This is a genomic window from Pseudomonas sp. B6001 (assembly GCF_013386015.1).
Taxonomy (GTDB): Bacteria; Pseudomonadota; Gammaproteobacteria; order Pseudomonadales; family Pseudomonadaceae; genus Aquipseudomonas.
Window position 1 is genome coordinate 38,143 of the sequence record NZ_JACAOX010000042.1, and the last position, 17,173, is coordinate 55,315.

General features: G+C 62.5%; 15 protein-coding genes. 8 read left to right on the forward strand and 7 right to left on the reverse strand.

What is annotated here, in order from left to right:
- The first annotated feature begins 184 nt into the window (after positions 1–184).
- The 5 genes from HX821_RS29630 to HX821_RS29650 all read left to right on the forward strand — a co-directional run bounded on the left by HX821_RS29630 (position 185) and on the right by HX821_RS29650 (position 5,367).
- Complete coding sequence (locus HX821_RS29630; RefSeq protein ID WP_177037199.1) at positions 185–1,381, forward strand: SfnB family sulfur acquisition oxidoreductase; 1,197 nt, start codon at positions 185–187, stop codon at positions 1,379–1,381.
- A 12-nt stretch (positions 1,382–1,393) separates the two neighbouring features.
- A complete protein-coding gene (locus HX821_RS29635; protein WP_177037200.1) occupies positions 1,394–1,735 on the forward strand; it encodes an acyl-CoA dehydrogenase in 342 nt (113 codons plus the stop codon).
- Positions 1,735–3,150, forward strand: coding sequence for an LLM class flavin-dependent oxidoreductase (locus tag HX821_RS29640; protein ID WP_003211735.1), 1,416 nt, complete (start codon positions 1,735–1,737; stop codon positions 3,148–3,150). Before HX821_RS29635 ends, HX821_RS29640 begins: the two co-directional genes overlap by 1 nt.
- Positions 3,151–3,274: 124 nt before the next feature.
- On the forward strand, positions 3,275–3,862 hold the full coding sequence (locus HX821_RS29645) for an AMP-binding protein (protein ID WP_003211733.1): 588 nt from the start codon (positions 3,275–3,277) through the stop codon (positions 3,860–3,862).
- Positions 3,863–3,948: 86 nt separating this feature from the next.
- Positions 3,949–5,367, forward strand: coding sequence for an FAD/NAD(P)-binding protein (locus HX821_RS29650; RefSeq protein ID WP_177023301.1), 1,419 nt, complete (start codon positions 3,949–3,951; stop codon positions 5,365–5,367).
- Positions 5,368–5,470: 103 nt separating this feature from the next.
- On the opposite strand, the gene HX821_RS29655 is transcribed toward HX821_RS29650, so the two are convergent.
- Genes HX821_RS29655 through HX821_RS29670 form a run of 4 tightly spaced genes read right to left on the reverse strand, consistent with a single transcriptional unit; the run spans position 5,471 to position 10,103 of the window.
- Entirely contained in the window at positions 5,471–6,736 is a 1,266-nt protein-coding gene (locus tag HX821_RS29655) for an efflux RND transporter periplasmic adaptor subunit (RefSeq protein ID WP_177037201.1), read from the reverse strand.
- Positions 6,726–8,207 carry a TolC family protein gene (locus tag HX821_RS29660; RefSeq protein WP_177037203.1) on the reverse strand — a complete coding sequence of 494 codons (1,482 nt, stop codon included), beginning with the start codon at positions 8,205–8,207 and terminating at the stop codon, positions 6,726–6,728. Before HX821_RS29660 ends, HX821_RS29655 begins: the two co-directional genes overlap by 11 nt.
- On the reverse strand, positions 8,200–9,399 hold the full coding sequence (locus HX821_RS29665; RefSeq protein WP_177020717.1) for an ABC transporter permease: 1,200 nt from the start codon (positions 9,397–9,399) through the stop codon (positions 8,200–8,202). Before HX821_RS29665 ends, HX821_RS29660 begins: the two co-directional genes overlap by 8 nt.
- Entirely contained in the window at positions 9,396–10,103 is a 708-nt protein-coding gene (locus HX821_RS29670) for an ABC transporter ATP-binding protein (protein WP_023658970.1), read from the reverse strand. The genes HX821_RS29665 and HX821_RS29670 overlap by 4 nt, the downstream gene beginning before the upstream one ends.
- Before the next feature lie 363 nt (positions 10,104–10,466).
- Between HX821_RS29670 and HX821_RS29675 the strand changes: the two genes are divergently transcribed.
- Positions 10,467–11,219 (forward strand): TetR/AcrR family transcriptional regulator, encoded by a 753-nt coding sequence (locus tag HX821_RS29675; protein ID WP_003211721.1) that lies wholly within the window; start codon positions 10,467–10,469, stop codon positions 11,217–11,219.
- Positions 11,220–11,449: 230 nt separating this feature from the next.
- Here the strand turns inward: HX821_RS29675 and HX821_RS29680 are convergent, their stop codons facing one another.
- Positions 11,450–12,295: an alpha/beta fold hydrolase gene (locus HX821_RS29680; protein ID WP_177037205.1), complete on the reverse strand. Its 846-nt coding sequence runs from the start codon at positions 12,293–12,295 to the stop codon at positions 11,450–11,452.
- 105 nt (positions 12,296–12,400) lie between these two features.
- On the opposite strand from HX821_RS29680, the gene HX821_RS29685 reads away from it, so the two are divergent.
- Complete coding sequence (locus tag HX821_RS29685) at positions 12,401–13,264, forward strand: LysR family transcriptional regulator (RefSeq protein ID WP_177037207.1); 864 nt, start codon at positions 12,401–12,403, stop codon at positions 13,262–13,264.
- On the opposite strand, the gene HX821_RS29690 is transcribed toward HX821_RS29685, so the two are convergent.
- Both HX821_RS29690 and HX821_RS29695 read right to left on the reverse strand, forming a co-directional pair.
- Positions 13,265–14,326: an FUSC family protein gene (locus HX821_RS29690; RefSeq protein ID WP_003211716.1), complete on the reverse strand. Its 1,062-nt coding sequence runs from the start codon at positions 14,324–14,326 to the stop codon at positions 13,265–13,267. It lies immediately after the preceding gene.
- Between the two features lie 154 nt (positions 14,327–14,480).
- Entirely contained in the window at positions 14,481–16,106 is a 1,626-nt protein-coding gene (locus HX821_RS29695) for an NADP-dependent glyceraldehyde-3-phosphate dehydrogenase (RefSeq protein ID WP_102369501.1), read from the reverse strand.
- A gap of 159 nt (positions 16,107–16,265) precedes the next feature.
- On the opposite strand from HX821_RS29695, the gene HX821_RS29700 reads away from it, so the two are divergent.
- Positions 16,266–17,126 (forward strand): Dyp-type peroxidase, encoded by an 861-nt coding sequence (locus HX821_RS29700; RefSeq protein WP_177037209.1) that lies wholly within the window; start codon positions 16,266–16,268, stop codon positions 17,124–17,126.
- Positions 17,127–17,173: the final 47 nt, after the last annotated feature.

Below are 17,173 nucleotides of genomic sequence, written 5' to 3' on the forward strand. Positions count from 1 at the left end.
CACCACGGGGCCTTGCTCCCGGATGATCAACTGTTGGCAGCGCAACAGTGGTTGGACACTTTGCTGTTTTGAACCGCCAACGACTTCCCTGATATACCGGCAACCCGCTGATTTCATTGCACATTGCATTCGGGCACGACTCCTGCAATCACTCCAGTATCTCTCTGGAGCCTGGAGTCGGCCCATGTCAGCCCAACCCCTACAACCTGCCCACATCATCCGTTCGGACGCCGAGGCCATTGCGGTTGCCACCGAGTTGGCCAAGCGTTTTGCCGTGGACGCCGGCGTGCGCGACCGCGAGCGACGCCTGCCGGTGGCCGAGCTGGACGAATTCTCCGCCAGTGGCCTGTGGGGCATCACCATTCCCAAGGCCTACGGCGGCGCGGGAGTGTCCTATGTGACGGTGGCCGAGGTGATCAAGCTGATCTCCGCCGCCGACCCGTCCCTGGGGCAGATTCCGCAGAACCACCTGGGCGTCGTCGACATCCTCCTGCAAACCGCCAGCGAGGAGCAAAAGCAGCACTACTTCGCCAAGGTCCTGCAGGGCTATCGGTTCGGCAATGCCTTCTCCGAAGCCAAGAGCAAGAACGCCGGCACGTTTGACACACAAGTGCGCTTTGACGGCGACAGTGCGTACATCAACGGCGAGAAGTTCTACTGCACCGGCGCACTGTTCGCCCATATCGTGCCGACGGTGGGCGTCAACGAAAAGGACCAGGCGTTCATCGCCTTTGTCGAACGGGACGCGCCGGGCCTGCAAGTGATCGACAGCTGGGACGGCTTCGGCCAACGCACCACCGCCAGCGGCGGCGTGACCCTCGACGGTGTGAAGGTGCCGCTGAGTGCGGTGATCCCCGCGCACCAGGCCTTCGACCAACCCACCGCCAACGGCCCGATTTCGCAGCTCATCCAGGCGGCCGTCGACACCGGCATCGCCCTCGGGGCCCTGGAACAAGCCAAGATTCATGCACGCCAGGCCCGGCCCTGGATCGACAGCCAGCAGGATCACGGCTGGCAAGACCCGTTCACCATCGCCGCCATCGGCGACCTGGAATGGCGGGTCCACGGCACCGAAGCGATCCTCGCCAAGGCCGGCATTGCCGTCGACCAGGCCCTGGCCAACCCCAACGAAGACACCGTGGCCAATGCCTCGTTGGTCGTCGCCCAGGCCAAAGTGCTGTCGGCGGAAACCGCCTTGCTCGCCAGCAGCAAACTCTTCGAACTGGCCGGCACCCGCTCGGTGTCCGGCAAGCACAACCTCGACCGCTTCTGGCGCAACGCGCGTACCCACACCCTGCACGACCCGGCCCGCTGGAAATACCACCTGATCGGCAACTTCGTGCTCAACGGCGTCAAGCCCGCACGCCATGCCTGGAACTGAGGAGCTGCATCCATGACCGCACTGAATCAGGCGCGCCTACTGCTGGAAAGCACCCGGCGCTTTGTCGAGAAAAGTGATGACCCCTACGTGATCAGCCGCTTTGGCGATTTGCAGATTCGCGTGGAGGTAGCGGCTGCTTTGTTTGAGCGTGCCGAAACCCACCCAGGCCCGGTGGCCCTCACAGAAGCCCAGATAGCGGCTGCCGAGGCCCTCATCGCTGTCAGCAACGCCGAATTCGAACTCACCGGCCAGCGTACTGCGCTGCCGCCGACCCTTGATGATCCCCTGCGCTGGAAATACCAGATTGTCGGCAACTACCACCTCAACGGTGTCGCCCCCCGGAGTAACGTTTAATGCCTCGTGAAATCCGTTTGAATGCTTTCGACATGAACTGTGTCGGCCACCAGTCGCCGGGCCTGTGGGCCCACCCGCGTGACCGCTCATGGCAGTACAAGGACCTGGAATACTGGACCGACCTGGCAAAAATTCTCGAGCGCGGCAAGTTCGACGGCCTGTTCATCGCCGACGTGCTGGGCATCTACGACGTCTATAACGGCAACGGTGACGCAGCGATTCGCCAGGCGACCCAGGTGCCGGTCAACGACCCGCTGTCGCTGATCGCACCCATGGCGCTGGTCACCGAACACCTGGGTTTTGGCCTCACCGCTTCACTGTCCTTCGAACACCCGTACCCGTTCGCCCGGCGCCTTTCCACCCTCGACCACCTGACCAAGGGCCGCGTCGGCTGGAACATCGTCACCTCGTACCTGGAAAGCGGCGCGAAGAACCTCGGCCAGAAAGCCCAGACCGAACACGATGCGCGCTACGACTACGCCGAGGAATACCTGGAGGTTTGCTACAAGCTCTGGGAAGGCAGCTGGGAAGAGGGCGCGGTGTTACGCGACCGCGAACGGCGGATCTTCAGCGACCCGAGCAAGATCCACGAGATCCGCCACGTCGGCAAACACTTCCAGGTGCCCGGCATTCACCTGTGCGAACCGTCGCCACAACGCACGCCGGTGCTGTACCAGGCCGGGGCGTCGAGCCGTGGCAAACAGTTCGCCGCCGAACAGGCCGAATGCGTGTTCGTTGCCGCACCGTCGAAAGTGCTGCTGAAGAAAACCGTTGCCGATATCCGCCGCCGTGCGGCCGAGGCGGGGCGTGACCCGAAGAAAATCCTGATCTTCAACTTGCAGACGGTGATCGTTGGCGAGACTGATGCCAAGGCCAAGGCCAAGTTCGACGAATACAAATCCTATGTCAGCTACGAAGGCGCGATGGCCCTGATCTCCGGCTGGACCGGCATCGACTTCAGCCAGTTCAAGCCCGATGAACCCCTCAAGCATGTGCATACCAACGCCATTCAATCGGCGGTGGAAGCCTTCTCCACTGCCGACCCGAACAAGGTCTGGACCCCGAATGAACTGGCAGACTGGGTCGGCATCGGCGGCTTCGGCCCGTTGTTCGTCGGCGGCCCGGAAACCGTGGCCGATCTGTTGCAGGAATGGGTTGAAGAGACCGATGTGGACGGCTTCAACCTGGCCTATGCACTGACCCACGAGACCTTTATCGACGCGGTCGAGTTGCTGGTGCCCGAGTTGCAGAAGCGCGGCGTGTACAAGACCGAATATGCCCAGGGCACCCTGCGGGAGAAATTGTTTGGGGACGGCGCGCGGTTGGCGGACAACCACCCGGGGGCCAGCTATCGTGATTTGTCGGGTGTACATAAAACAAATGTGGGAGCGGGCTTGCTCGCGAATGCGGACTGACATTCAGCATTGATGTTGCCTGACGCACCGTTTTCGCGAGCGAGTCGAGCCGTCCCACCGCCGCCCACATAAATCCGGCCAGCGGACCACCGCATGCTTGTTTCACCAATAGGAGCATCACCCTATGAGCGTGCATGAACTTGAACTTGCGCTGGATGTGGAATGGCCCGCCGAACGGGTTACGGTGTTGCCCGAGGCGTTGGCGCAGTTGCGCCATTGGGCACAGGTGACCCCGTTGCACAGCGCCCTGCGCCACAAGCGTGACGGCCAGTGGTATGCCTGGCGCTGGATCGATGCGTTGCGGGATGTCGAGCGCCTGGCTGATGGCTTGCGTCAGCAGGGCTTTACCGAGCAGTCGCGGCTGGCCCTCAGCGGTGCCTTCGAACCCGGCCTATTGCTGCTGGCCCTGGCCGCCCAGGTGATCGGTGGCCAGATCCTGACCCTGGCGGATGACCTCGAGCCCGCTGCCCTGCAGCAACAAGTGTGGCGCATCCGGCCTACCCACGCGTATGCCCCTGGGTTCCAGACGTTGGCGATGGTGCGACGGATCGACCCTGTGGACACCTCACAACGGCTCTGTCGCTGGTGGCAGCCTTCGGGCAAGACCGAATTGTGGAGCGGGGAAAGCACCCATTGGCAAGGCGGCCTGGCGACGGTGCTGGAGCAATGGCTGATTAGCGGCCAGAGCCTGGGCTTCCCGCAGTCGGGCTGAACTAGGCGTCCCGGGTCGATGTGCTGGATACTGCACGGGGCGATTTTTACCACAACCATTCAGGCAGACAGTAAGGGCGCAATTTCATGAGTGAAACCGAACGCGGACAGGCGACGAGCGCCATTCGCAACGCCGATGTGCTGATTGTCGGCGGCGGCCTGAGCGGGACGATGCTGGCGGTGCAGTTGCTGCGCCTGCCGGGCACGCGGCAGATCCTGGTGATCGAGCCGCGCCAGGAACTGGGGCGCGGCGAGGCCTACAGTGCGGTAGAGCTTGGGCACACCTTGAACGGCAACGCCGCGCGCATGAGCGTCGACCCGGACAACGCCGATGACCTGACCCAGTGGCTGACCGCCTATATCGCCGGCGGCGGCTGGCCCGAGTCGGACCAGCAGCACGTGCCCATCAGCGAACTGTTTCCGCCCCGCGGGATTTTTGGCCTGTACGCGCAGCAGCGGCTGGCCGAGGCCAAGGCGATTTCCGCGTCGACCGTCGAGCACATTCGCGCCGAGGTGACAGACCTTGAGGTGGATGAACACGCCACACGGCTGACCTTGAGCGACGGCCAGCAACTGCGCGGTGCCTGTGCGGTATTGGCCACCGGCATGTTCCCGGCGGCACGCACGCCACAGACCGAATCCAGCGGCTTGAATGCCGCTGCCGTCGACCCGTGGGATGTATCGGCCATGACCCAACTGGACCCGCAATCCACCGTGCTGATCATCGGTTCCGGGCTGACCATGGTGGACGCCGTGGTGTCCCTGGAACAGGCCGGCCATCGCGGGCCCATCGAGATTTTTTCGCGCCACGGCCTGTTGCCCCATGTCCGTCGGCAGCCGCCGGCCTGGGTCGACTTCCTGGGAGAAGACCACAGCCTGCGCAGCCCCCGGCAATTGCTGCGGGAGGTGCGACGCCAATGCCGGCTCGCGCTGGTGCAGGGGATTGACTGGCAAGCGCCGCTGGACACCGTGCGTGCCAACATCGGGCGGTTGTGGAGCCAGGCCAGCGAGGGCGAGAAACGTCAGTTCGTGCGGCATGTGCGGCCCTGGTGGGAAAGCCACCACCACCGTTCGCCGCCGTTGAGTGCCGAGTTGGTGGCGCGGTTGCATGGGGAAGGGCGGCTGCGGATCCGGGCGGCTTCGTACAAGGGGCTGGTGCCTTCGCAAGGTGAGGTGACGATCCGCCTGCGTCATCGTGGAGAGCAGGATGTGGTGCAGGTGTCGGGGGCAGCGCTGATCAACTCCAGCGGGATTGAATATGACTGGCGGCGCGTGGCCCGGCCGTTGCCCCGGCAGTTGCTCAAGCGCGGGCTGATTCAGCCCGGGCCGTTGGCGTTGGGGATTGCGGCGGATGTGTCGGGGGCGGTGCTGGATGCCCACGGGAATGTCAGCCGGCGGCTGTTTGCCATGGGCCCGCCGTTGCGCGGGATGTGGTGGGAAAGTACCGCAGTGACGGATGTCGCGATTCAGGCCAAGGCGCTGGCCGCGAGGTTGGCACACCTCTGAATCTAATGTGGGAGCTGGCTTGCCTGCGATAGCGGTGGGTCAGCTGCATCTTTATCAACTGAGAGATTGCTATCGCAGGCAAGCCAGCTCCTACAGGTCGGGTTCATGGACCGACCTTCACAAACCCAGGCTTCAACCCAAACACTTCAACCCCCTGGGCCGTCGACTGCCCGGTGGTCACCGTCACCCGCTCCACCGGTTTATCCATCGCGGCCCGATATTCCACCGTCATCACCCCATCCCCGCGACTGATCGCCTGGGCCGGTACGACAATCGCCTGGTCATTGTTGTAGGTCACAATGGTCAACCGCGCACTCATCCCCAACCTTACCCGTTGCAACTGTTGCGGGGTCAGCTTGGGAATCGACAGGGTCACCGGAAACTGCGCGCTGCCCTGGCTGTCGCTGGCAATCGCCAAGCCACTGACCACGCTGACCGATCCCGTCAGCCGTTCCCCATCAAACCCGTCGCCCATCACCTCCACCGCCTGCCCCTGGTGCAACTGGTTGATGTCCAGTTCCGAGACCTTGGCGACGATTTTCAGTTTCTCGATGTTCGCCAGTCCAAACAGCACCTGGCCCTGGTTGACCTTGCTCCCGGCCTGCACCGGCGCGTTAGTGCTCCCGCTGCCCTGGGTCGATGAGTTACTGCCCGGCGCCGGCACCACAATGCCGGAGAACGGGGCCTTGACTTCCTTGCCGTCGAGCAGGGTATGCAGGGCGTCATATTTCACGGTGGCATTGGTCAGCTCCATATCGGCGATCTGCCGGTATTCGCCCTGGCCTTGTTCAACGGTCTGTTGCAGCTCAGCGCGGGCGGCCGTCAGGTCGAGTTGTTGCTGGGTGGCCTGCTGTTTCAGGTCGTCGAGTTCGTTGCGCGGGATGATGCCGCGCTTGAACAGGTTTTCGCTTTCGGTGAGTTTGCGCTGGGTGTTGCTGGCGGTCATTTCGGCAGTGCGCAGGGTGCGGCGGGCGCGCCCGACTTGCTGGCCGCTGTCCCAGTCCTGCATTTCCTGCACCGTGCGCCGGGCCTTGAGCTGGGCGGAGAGGGCGTCGCGCAGTTGCACTTCGAGGGTGGCCGGGTCCATGCGCAGCAACACCTGCCCGGCCTCGACCCGCTGGCCCTGTTCCACCAGGTTGGCCTGCACATTACCGTCGAACGGCGCGGTGAGGGTGATGGTGGTGTCAGGCTCGATCTTGCCCACCAGGCCGATCTGATGCACCAGCGGGTCGACCTTCACCGCCAGCCACTGCTCGGCGTTGCCGGGCTGGTTGGCGGCCGGGCTTTGACGGCTGAGCAGCGAGATGCCGACGCCGGCCACCAGCACAATCAACACGGCGCCCAACAGGCGCTTCTTATTAGTAGTCATTGAGGGCGATTTCCCAACTTTCCAGCGTCATGCCCAAGGTCAAGTCGAGCTGAGTCTGGGCGTTCAAATAGGCAATCAGCGCATTGAGCCGCGAGTTCTCGGCGTTGCGCAGGTCGGTTTCGAAACTCAATACCTGGAAGTTCGTGGAGCGCCCGGCGCTGAGTTTTTCCCGTTCGATTTCGATCTTGCGCTTGGACAACTCTACCGCCCGCTGGGAAATTTCATACTGGCGCCAGCGAGTGCCCAGGTCGCGCACCACATCATTGACGTCGCGCTCCAGTTGCTGGCGGGCGTCGGCGATGATGATCTCCTGGTTTTCCACATCGACCCGCGCGTGCACCTCGGCCTGGCGAGTGCTGATGTCGCCGATGGGAATCTGCACCTGCACGCCCGCGTAGCTGTCCCAGCGCCGATTGCTGTTGTAGCCGTTATCGTCATTGGTGGCGGCCCGAATCTGGTTGGCACCGGCCACCAGGTCCACTTGCCAGCGGCCGGAGTCCTTGGCGATCACCAGGTTGAGGTCGGCCTGCTGGCTGCCGAGCAGGGTGGCGAGGTATTCCGGCTGCTGGTTCTGCGCCAGCACGAAAGCCTGGCGTTTATCGATGTCCATGGGCCTGGCTTCAAGGGCCTCGGTGGCGCGGATCGGTGTCGACAGGTCGAGGGCCAGCAGGCGCAGCAGGGTCAGGCGGCTGGTGTCCAGTTGGTTCTGGGCTTCTTCCACCCCCAGTTGCTGGGTGGCGATATCGGCTTCGGTCTGCACAATCTCGAACTCGGCCATGCGCCCGGCACTGATCAGTGCCTTGTTCACTTCAAGCAAAGTGCCGGAGCGCTTGAGGGCGTCCTGCACGATGCTCAGTTGTTCCTGGGCCCGCAGCAACTCGCGGTAGGTGGCGATGATGTTGCTGATGGTTTGCGCCACGTTGGCCTTGAGGTTCAGGCGGTTGGCCTGTTCCGACAGGCGTGACAGGCGCAGCGGGGCGGTGGTGGCGTCCCAGCCGGCACCGCGCATCAGCGGTTGGATCAGTGACAGGTCGAGGCCGTCGCTGCGGTAGCGTCCGGCGCGATCGGCGTTGTTCAGTTGCTGGGTCCAGTTCATGCTCAGGCGCGTGCCGTACTCACCGAGCAAGGTGGCATTGGGCGCGAGGTTAGCGTTGCGGGAGCTGTCTTCAGTGCCTTTAGTCGTGCGGTAGTAGCTGTTCAGGGTCAGCTTGGGGTTGAACGTGTCTTCAGCCACCCGCAGGTCGAATTTCTGCGCCACCCGTTGCAGGTACGCGCTGCGAATCGCCGGGTTGTTGCGCAGGCCCAGGTACACCGCGTCGCCCAGGGTCAGGGTGGTGGACTGGGCATTCAGCGACACGCTGCGTTCATAGCCACTGCGGGTGGTACTGGGCGCGGAGGGGCGAATCACCACGTCGGCGGCCACGCTGTGCAGGCTTACCAAGGCGGTCAACAACAGCAGGCGTTTATTCATCGCGCAGGGCCTCCACCGGCTGCAGCCGCGAGGCCGACACCGCCGGATAGATCCCGAAAAACAGCCCCACCAGCAACGTGCTGCCGACCCCGAGCGGCAGCGCGGCCACTGCCAGGGAAAACTGCCAGCCGGACAGCCTGGCATACAGGTACGCGGCGGTCATGCCCAGTACCGCGCCGCATACCGCACCCACGGCGGTCAGGGTCACGGCTTCCAGCAGGAACAGGTTGCGAATGTCGCGCTGGCGCGCCCCGAGGGCCATGCGAATCCCGATTTCCCGGCGCCGCTCCGAGACGTTCATCAGCATCACGTTCATCACGCCGACGCCGCCGCCCACCAGGGAGATCGCGCCCAGGGCCAGCAGCAGGTAGGCGAAGGTCCGGCTTTGGCGGGTCATGCCATCGATCATTTGCTGGGGCACCTGAATGTCGACATCGTGGTCGGTGAGCTGGGCTCGCAGTGCCACGGCTGAGTCCTGGGCGAGGCGTTCCATATCCTGGCCGGGGGTGGCACGGATGATCACGTTGCCGATTTGCGGGCTGGCGTAGATCCGGCGCATGCCCGGGGCGGGGACGAACAGCGATTCGTTGGCCTGTACGGGAATCAGCATTGCCCGGGGCTGGCTGTGCAGAATGCCCACGATCAGGAACAGGTAATCGTTGATACGTACCCGGTCGCCCAGTTGCAGCGGGTCGCCGGGCACGCTCAAGGCCTGGACGACCTGGTCACCGACGACCGCATAGGTTTCCCCAGCATCGAAACTCGACAGGAAGCGCCCGTCGCGCACCGACAGGCGCATGGCATCCTTGAGGTCCGGCGTACTGCCGACGAGGCTTGCGTTCCAGGTACGGCCATGGAACACCACTGGCCCGCTGAACAGCGAGACCGCACCGATATGGGCAATGCCGGGAACGCTGCGGCGCACGGCTTCCAGGTCCAGGCTGGCGGGCATTTGCGCAGTGCTGGCACCCCTGGGCGGGAATTGCGCCACCAGGGTGTCGGTGCCCATGTCCTTGAAAATCATCGCCGCGTCTTCGGCGGCGTTGTGCCCGATATTGATCAGCGCCACCACCGAGGAACTGCCGATGACGATGCCCAGCAAGGCCAGGATCGAGCGCTTGCCCAGGGTGCGCAGGCTGACAAACGCCTCGTACAGCAACTGGCTCAGGCTTTGTTCGACCCGCAGGCTCATAGGCGCCCGGCCTCTTGCACCACGCCATTGCGCACCAGGATCTTGCGATTCAGGCGTTCGGCAATGTGCGGGTCGTGGGTGACGATGATCAGCGTCACCTGCTGCTCGCGGTTGAGCGCCAGCAACAGGTCCATGATCTCCTGGGCGGTGGTGCTGTCGAGGTTGCCGGTGGGTTCGTCGGCGAGGATCACCGACGGATTGCCGACCAATGCCCGGGCGATGGCGACCCGTTGGCGCTGGCCGCCGGAAAGGTCGGCCGGGCGATGGTGGGCGCGCTCGGCCAGGCCCACCTGGTCGAGCATGCGCAGGGCCTGTTCCACCGAGTCGTGGCGTGACACGCCGCGGTAGCTCAGGGGCAGGGCGACGTTGTCCAGGGCACTGAGGCGTGGCAGCAGGTTGAAACTCTGGAAGACGAAACCGATCTGCTGATTGCGGATCGCCGCCAATTGATCGGGGCTGGCGCTGAAGATGTCATGGCCGGCAAAGCGGTACTGGCCGCAGTCGGGCAAATCCAGCAGGCCGAGAATATTGAGCAGGGTACTTTTGCCGGAGCCGGAGGCGCCGAGGATGCCGCAGCTGTCACCGGTTTCGATGGCCAGGCATACATCATTGAGAATCGACAGGTGTTGACCGGCCAGCTGATAGCTTTTGCCGATGCCTTGCAAGGAGATAAAGCCTGGGTGCGCGGGGGTATCTGTCATCATGACTACGCCTGCAGCCTCGACAGCGCCGTGCTTCCCCCGAAAATCCTTGTAACAAGTTCAGGAGCTGCCTGGTACACGTCACGGACTGGTTTTATTTCTTGTTTTTAAAATATTGTTTGAATACTAACCGCGATCCAGCCGTTCCGCCAGCCATGGATATAGAGCGGTTTTACCCTTTGAAACGATTCTTCAAAGGGACGTTTCCGGCGCTGAAAAAATCCATCAGCTACCCTCAATGAGCCCGTTGCTGTTGGCTTTGAATAGTATGGCGCTGTGTCACTACTTGCTTTCAGGCAGCGGCCCCGGTATAAAAAATCAAATTAATTTTTAAAACAATATTTCCGCAGTGGAACCCCAATCCCTATGGTCGCGAAGAAACTCAGCGCTCCAAACGTTACCAAGACCCGATTGCTGGATGCGACAGAGGCTCTTTTCATCAAATACGGCTATGACGCTGTTTTGTTGCGGCAGATAACCGAGAGGGCCCAGGTCAATCTCGCTGCGGTGAATTACCACTTCGGGGACAAGGACTCCCTGATGAAAACCCTGCTGATGCAGCGCCTGGAACCGCTCAACGAGCAGCGCCTGGAGTTGCTCGCCCGGTGCGAAGCCGAATCCGACGGCCCGCTGGATTGCGACACCTTGCTCGGGGTGCTGTTCGCCCCGGCCATGGGCCTGGAACGCAGCGACCCGGCCAGCGGGGAAGGGCGTTCATTCATCCGGTTCCTGGGGCGGGTGTACAGCGACACGTCGCCGTTTATCCAGGAATACCTCAAGGTGCATTACCAGCCGGTGTTCCAGCGCTTCTTCGAAGCCTTCGCACTGGCGCTTCCGGACTTGCCGCGCAACGAGCTGGGGGTGCGCCTGCAATTTGCCCTCAAGGCGATCTCCGGGGTGATGGCCGGTACCGAGCTGCGTTTGCTGATGAACTCCATGAGCCTGGGACGCCCGGCCACGGATGCCGAGGTCATGGCCAAGCTGATTACCCTGGTGTCGGCGGCGATTCGTGTGCCGCAGCAAAGTCCTGAAGCCGAAACGGCCCTGGCGCGGGTGCTCGATACCCAGCGCGCGATACGTGAGCAAGCGGCGTCGCCTGTCAACAAGGTGGCTCGTTGACCCATCAAGACCGGCTCGCAATGAGCCGGTTTGCTTCGACTCCTCTCTCCAGAAACCGTGTGCCCACTCAAATCCCGGGCAAAAAAAACCCGCTGGGGCGGCGGGTTTTTAACTACAACGTTTGTAACGGATGAGGCTTTACCCTACGTCTCTGGATGTGAATAAAACGTGAAAAATATGTAAGAGAAAGTGTGAAGTCTATTGGCTTGTGTAATCCCGACAAATGGCAGTCAGCGTTGACTGTGAACCTGGCCGATAAAGTCTACAAGGTACTCACTCACCCGTTCCGGCGCATCCTCCATCAGAAAGTGCCCGGCGTTTTCCACCACCTGCAGCACGGCCCCATGAATGTCGTTTCGCAGGCGATGTGCATAAGCCAGCGGCTGCCATTCATCTTCAGCGCCCCATAAAATCTGCACCGGCAAATCCATGCCCGGCAGGCGCTGCGCAAAATCGGCGGTATACCGCGAGTCGTAATGCGCCACCTGATGCTGGTAGAACGCTGGCTGACCGATCACGCCACTGATCGGCGCCAGGTATTCCTCCAGCAGCGCGCCCTGCATCACGCTCTTGTCGAACACCGCCATGGCCAGTTGTCGGATCATCAACGCGCGGTGTTCATCCGGTGCCATGCGTGCATGTTCGGCAAACCGCTGATGAATCCCGCGCCAAGTGGGCGATGGCCACGAGTCATAACTGGGGGCGTCGGCGACCGTCAATGAGTGCACCCGCTGCGGGTGGTCAAGGGCAAACAGCAGCGCGTTGACGCCGCCGATGTCATGGCCCACCAGGTGCACACGCTCGAGCCCCCAGTGGTCCAGCAAATCGCCGATCAAGCGGCTTTGCACTGCCACCGAAGTATCCCCCTGGAGTGGACGCTCCGAAGCGCCGAAACCCAACAGGTCAAACAAATGGACCTGCATGCCGGCGGCAGTCAGACGCGGCACCACCCTGCGCCAGATGATGGAATGGGCGGGTGTGCCGTGCAGCAACAGCACCGGCAGCCCCTCGCCATGGCGGCCTGTGGCGATGCGCCAACCGTTGATCAGTGCGGTTTGGTTAAGCAGGGCAGTCATGACAGGTCCTCGCGGTTGATTAAGGCTTTACCCTAAAGCCCGGCTGGTCATGACGCCAATGACAACTTACTCTCTGCTAATCCTGTTTTTGTCATAGGTCTGATCATGAACCAGCGACTGCCCATCGATGTGCTGCGTGCCCTGCAAACTGTGGTCGAAACCGGTAGTGTCACCCGGGCGGCCGAGCGTTTGAACCTCAGCCAGTCGGCGGTCAGCTGGAAGATCAAGCGCCTGGAGAAACAACTCGAGCGGCCGTTGATCCAGCGCGAGGGCCAGCGCCTGGTGGCCAGTGATGATGGCGCGCAGTTGCTCGTCCACGCCCGGCGCATCATCGAGGCCCACGATGCAGCGCTGGCGCATTTCAATTCGGTGCAGTTACAAGGCTCCATCCGCCTGGGCGCCACCGAACAGGTGCCGATGGCCGAGTTGTCGAACTTGCTCGGCCAGTTTTCCCGGCAACACCGCCAGCTGGATGTGCGAATTGTGGTGGAGCAGAGCCACGTGCTTCGCCAGGCCCTGGTGGACCGTGAGCTGGACCTGGCGCTGCATCAGGATTTCATCCCGCGTATCGAAGCGCGGGACCAATTGCTGTGGACCGAACAGGTGCACTGGTGCGCCCGGCCCGGCTGGCAGCCTGCGCCTGACGAATGCGTGCGGCTGATCACCTTCGGCCCCGGCTGTTTTTACCGGCAACTGGCCCAGGAACGCCTGAGCGCCTTGGGCATTCGCTGGCAGGTGGTGGTGGAATGCGGGTCGGTGGAGGGTGTGGTATCGGCCATCGCCGCCGGGTTGGGCATCGGCCTGCTCAGCAGTGACCATCTCGACAAGCGCGTGGAAGTGTATCGCCCCTTCGACCAGCGGATGCCGCTGCCCGAAGTGGCGAACGTGTTGCGCTTTGCCGAGGACAGCCCCGAGCCCCGGTTACAGGCGTTGCAGCAGCTGTTGATACAGGCGCTGCACCGGGGCTGATCAGATTTTCCAGTGGCTGGCGCTCTTGGCCAGGCGCTGGCGCATGGCGTCAATATTGGCTGCCAGTTGCAGGGTCAATAACCGGTAACCGTCCAACGCGTTGACCACCGGCACTTCAAAGGTCTGTTCGTGGGTCGGCGTGGTGCTCGGACGTTCCAGCCGGTCGGTGGCCCCGGATTGCAACGCCCGCGCCATCCCGATCAACTGCACCCGAATCTGCCGGTGCTCGGCTTTCAACGCCACCTGCATGCGCGCCAGGGCTTCCTTGTCCCGTGGGTCGGGGCGGGTGTTGCCGAGGATCTCCAGGGTGCTGATGCACATCCGCAAATGCCGCTGCAGGGTGTCCAGCTCGGTCATGGAAATCCGCACTTCCTTGGACACCGATGGCATCAGCGAGCGTAGTTGCAGCATCGCGGCGTTCAGGCGATTCAGCAGCTTGAGGTGTTCATCATCGGTGACCGATTGGCCGCTGATGATCCGGCTATAAATCGCCGCGCAATCGCGCAAGGCACTGGCCAGGTTGTAGCGCCAGGAATACACCGCATACAGCGGCAGGGCGAAGGAAAACGCCAGGGCCAGGACGATGCCGATCAGGATGTCGACCGTGCGCCACAACCCGTCCGATATCGGATTATCGCCATGGCCCGCAACGATAAATACGGTGATGGCCGACAGCAACGCGATGTATCCGCCCTTGCCGATGGCGTGATAGGAAAAGAACCCGCACACCACCGACATCAGCAAATACGTCAACAGCGGTTGCCCCAGATACGCCTGTTGCAGCACCAGCAGCAAACCGACGCTGGCGCCGATCAACGTGCCGTAGGCGCGCTCGACGGCTTTCTTGCCGATATTGCCGTGGTGCTGCAAACCGCCGATCACGATCAGCATCGTCACCGAGGCCCACTCACCATGGGGCAGGTTGATGCCGGTGGTGAGCAGGATCGTTGCGAGCAACCCAATGGAAACCCGCACCGCGTGGATCAACTTGGCGTGACGGTAGCGCCGGTACGGGTCCAGCAAGGGACGCAGCAAGCGGCGGGCGAAGAGAGGGAGATTCATTGGTATCAGGGTAACCTCGTTGTTCAGGCTTCACTCAGTTCCAATGTGGGAGCGGGCTTGCTCGCGAAGGCGGCGTGTCAGTCAATACATCCGGTGACTGAACCACCGCTTTCGCGAGCAAGCCCGCTCCCACATTTTTAGATCGGTGTCGGGCTCAGAAAATATAGTCAGTGGTCAGAAAGCTCGACGTGCGTTCCTGCAGGATGTCACTGACCAGTTCCTTGTTGCTCGCCTGGAACTTGGTCGCCACCAGGGTACGGATCGAAAACACCCGCAACGCATCATGTACCGACAGCGTGCCCTCGGCCGAGTTCTTGCGCCCGTTGAACGGGAAACTGTCCGGCCCGCGCTGGCACTGGGCATTGATGTTGATCCGGCCCACCTGGTTGGCGAACGCGTCCACCAGGCGCCCGACTTCCCTCGGGCTGGTGCCGAAGATACTCAGTTGCTGGCCGAAGTCCGACTCCAGCACGTAGTCGATCACCGTCTCCAGGTCGCGGTAAGGCACGATCGGCACCACCGGACCGAACTGCTCCTCGTGGTACACGCGCATCTGCGGGTTCACCGGGTACAGCACCGCCGGGTAGAAAAACGAGCCACGGCTGGCGCCGCCATTCTCGTTCACCACCTTGGCGCCATGGGCCAGTGCGTCGGTCACCAGGCCGCCGAGGTAATCCACCTTGCCCTGCTCGGGCAGTGGCGTCAGCGACACACCGTCTTCCCACGGCATGCCAGGCTTGAGGGTCGCCAGCTTGCGGTTGAATTTCTCGATAAAGCTGTCGACCACATCCTCATGCACAAACAGGATCTTCAACGCGGTGCAACGCTGGCCGTTGAACGAGAGCGAACCGGTGACAGCTTCGTTGACCGCATTGTCCAGGTCGACCTGCGGCAGCACGATCCCGGGATTCTTTGCATCCAGGCCCAACGCCGCGCGTAGCCGGTGCGGTTTCGGGTGCAGTTTCTTCAAATCGCTGGCGGCCTTGTTGGTGCCGATAAACGCAAAGATATCGATCTTGCCGCTGGCCATCAGCGCGCTGACGGTTTCGCGGCCGCTGCCGTAGATCACGTTGATCACGCCGGCCGGGAAGCTGTCGCGGAACGCCTCCAGCAACGGGCGAATCAGCAGCACGCCGAGCTTGGCCGGCTTGAACACCACGGTGTTGCCCATGATCAGCGCCGGGATCAGCGTGGTGAAGGTCTCGTTCAGCGGGTAGTTGTAGGGGCCCATGCACAGCGCCACGCCCAGCGGCACCCGGCGGATCTGCCCCAGGGTGTCCTGTTCCAGCTCGAAGCGGCTGGAGCGGCGGTCGAGTTCCTTGAGGGCGTTGATGGTGTCGGTAATGTAGTCGCAAGTGCGGTCGAACTCTTTCTGCGAGTCCTTGAGGTTCTTGCCAATCTCCCACATCAGCAGCTTGACCACTGCGTCACGCTGTTCGCGCATACGCCGCAAAAACGCTTCGACATGCTGGATGCGATCCACCACGCGCATGGTCGGCCACGCGCCCTGGCCACGGTCGTAGGCGGCCACGGCAGCGTCGAGGGCGGTCAAGGCGGTGTCGGCGTCCAGCAGCGGGGTGCTGCCGATGATCACCGGCGTGTCACCGTCGGTGCCGCGCAACTGCACCGGGCTGCGCACTTCGGCCAAAGGGCCGTTCCACACATGCAACTGGCCGCCGACCAGGTAATCACGTTGTTCGATGGGCGCCGCGAGCCGGAATTGCTCGGGAATCTCGGCGGCAGTGGGAAACAGCTGGGCGAGCAGGTTGTCGGTGGTCATGTCGCTACCCCTGGAATGGTTGCAAAACGTGACTAGAGATTCACCCATCAACGGCCCGTGTGGCAAGGGCTAGACGCATTAACCCGCGAACCTTGGAAAACCTTGAGCACAACCGTGAGCTCGCCGGGTAAACTGCGCGGCTTTCTTGAAGGAGTTCACATGAGTCAGTACCAGCCGGGCATTCTTGCCGCACCGGTGCCGTTGCAGGCACGCCATCTGTTTTTTGCCATTGAGTCGCTGGATGCCGTGCCTGCCGCACTGGATGCGCTGGTGCAGTTGGTGGACGCCAGTGCGGTGGTCGGTTTTGGTGAGCCGCTGGTCAATGCCCTTGGCGCCCGGATTGACGGGTTGCGGGCGTTCCCTCGTGTGAGCGGGCCGGGGGCGGAGAATCCGTCGACCCAGCAGGCGCTGTGGGTCTGGTTGCACGGTGTGGATCGCGGTGAGTTGCTGTTGCGCAGCCGGGCGTTCGAGAAAGCCCTGGCGCCGGGGTTTGGTCTGGTGCAGATGACCGAGGGGTTTCGCTACAAGACCGGGTTTGATCTGACCGACTATGAGGATGGCACTGAGAATCCGCATGATGATGCGGCGGTGGAGGCGGCGGTGGCGCAGGGTGGTGCGAGTTTTGCGGCGATCCAGCAGTGGCAGCATGATCTGGATGGGTTTGCGGCGTTGCCAGCTCTGGAGCGGGACCACATTATTGGTCGGCGCCATGGTGATAACGAGGAGCTGGAGGACGCGCCGGAGTCGGCGCACACCAAGCGTACGGCTCAGGAGAGTTTTACCCCGGAGGCGTTTGTGGTGCGGCGGTCGATGCCATGGGCCGAGAATGGTCAGGCGGGGTTGATGTTCCTGGCGTTTGGGCATTCGTTTGATGCGTTTGAAGCGCAACTGCGGCGGATGAGTGGGCTTGAGGATGGGATTGTTGATGGGTTGTATCGCATTAGCAAGCCGTTGACTGGGGGGTATTACTGGTGTCCGCCGGTGCGTGATGGGCGGTTGGATTTGAGCTTGGTGCGCTGAGGTTTTTGTTCGGGGTACATATCCATTATTTAGGTAACGGCCGCCTA

Coding starts and splice junctions, on each gene's coding strand:
- HX821_RS29630 (WP_177037199.1), top strand. CDS start 185: ATGTCAGCCCAACCCCTACAACCTGCCCACATCATCCGTTCGGACGCC.
- HX821_RS29635 (WP_177037200.1), top strand. CDS start 1,394: ATGACCGCACTGAATCAGGCGCGCCTACTGCTGGAAAGCACCCGGCGC.
- HX821_RS29640 (WP_003211735.1), top strand. CDS start 1,735: ATGCCTCGTGAAATCCGTTTGAATGCTTTCGACATGAACTGTGTCGGC.
- HX821_RS29645 (WP_003211733.1), top strand. CDS start 3,275: ATGAGCGTGCATGAACTTGAACTTGCGCTGGATGTGGAATGGCCCGCC.
- HX821_RS29650 (WP_177023301.1), top strand. CDS start 3,949: ATGAGTGAAACCGAACGCGGACAGGCGACGAGCGCCATTCGCAACGCC.
- HX821_RS29655 (WP_177037201.1), bottom strand. CDS start 6,736: ATGACTACTAATAAGAAGCGCCTGTTGGGCGCCGTGTTGATTGTGCTG.
- HX821_RS29660 (WP_177037203.1), bottom strand. CDS start 8,207: ATGAATAAACGCCTGCTGTTGTTGACCGCCTTGGTAAGCCTGCACAGC.
- HX821_RS29665 (WP_177020717.1), bottom strand. CDS start 9,399: ATGAGCCTGCGGGTCGAACAAAGCCTGAGCCAGTTGCTGTACGAGGCG.
- HX821_RS29670 (WP_023658970.1), bottom strand. CDS start 10,103: ATGATGACAGATACCCCCGCGCACCCAGGCTTTATCTCCTTGCAAGGC.
- HX821_RS29675 (WP_003211721.1), top strand. CDS start 10,467: ATGGTCGCGAAGAAACTCAGCGCTCCAAACGTTACCAAGACCCGATTG.
- HX821_RS29680 (WP_177037205.1), bottom strand. CDS start 12,295: ATGACTGCCCTGCTTAACCAAACCGCACTGATCAACGGTTGGCGCATC.
- HX821_RS29685 (WP_177037207.1), top strand. CDS start 12,401: ATGAACCAGCGACTGCCCATCGATGTGCTGCGTGCCCTGCAAACTGTG.
- HX821_RS29690 (WP_003211716.1), bottom strand. CDS start 14,326: ATGAATCTCCCTCTCTTCGCCCGCCGCTTGCTGCGTCCCTTGCTGGAC.
- HX821_RS29695 (WP_102369501.1), bottom strand. CDS start 16,106: ATGACCACCGACAACCTGCTCGCCCAGCTGTTTCCCACTGCCGCCGAG.
- HX821_RS29700 (WP_177037209.1), top strand. CDS start 16,266: ATGAGTCAGTACCAGCCGGGCATTCTTGCCGCACCGGTGCCGTTGCAG.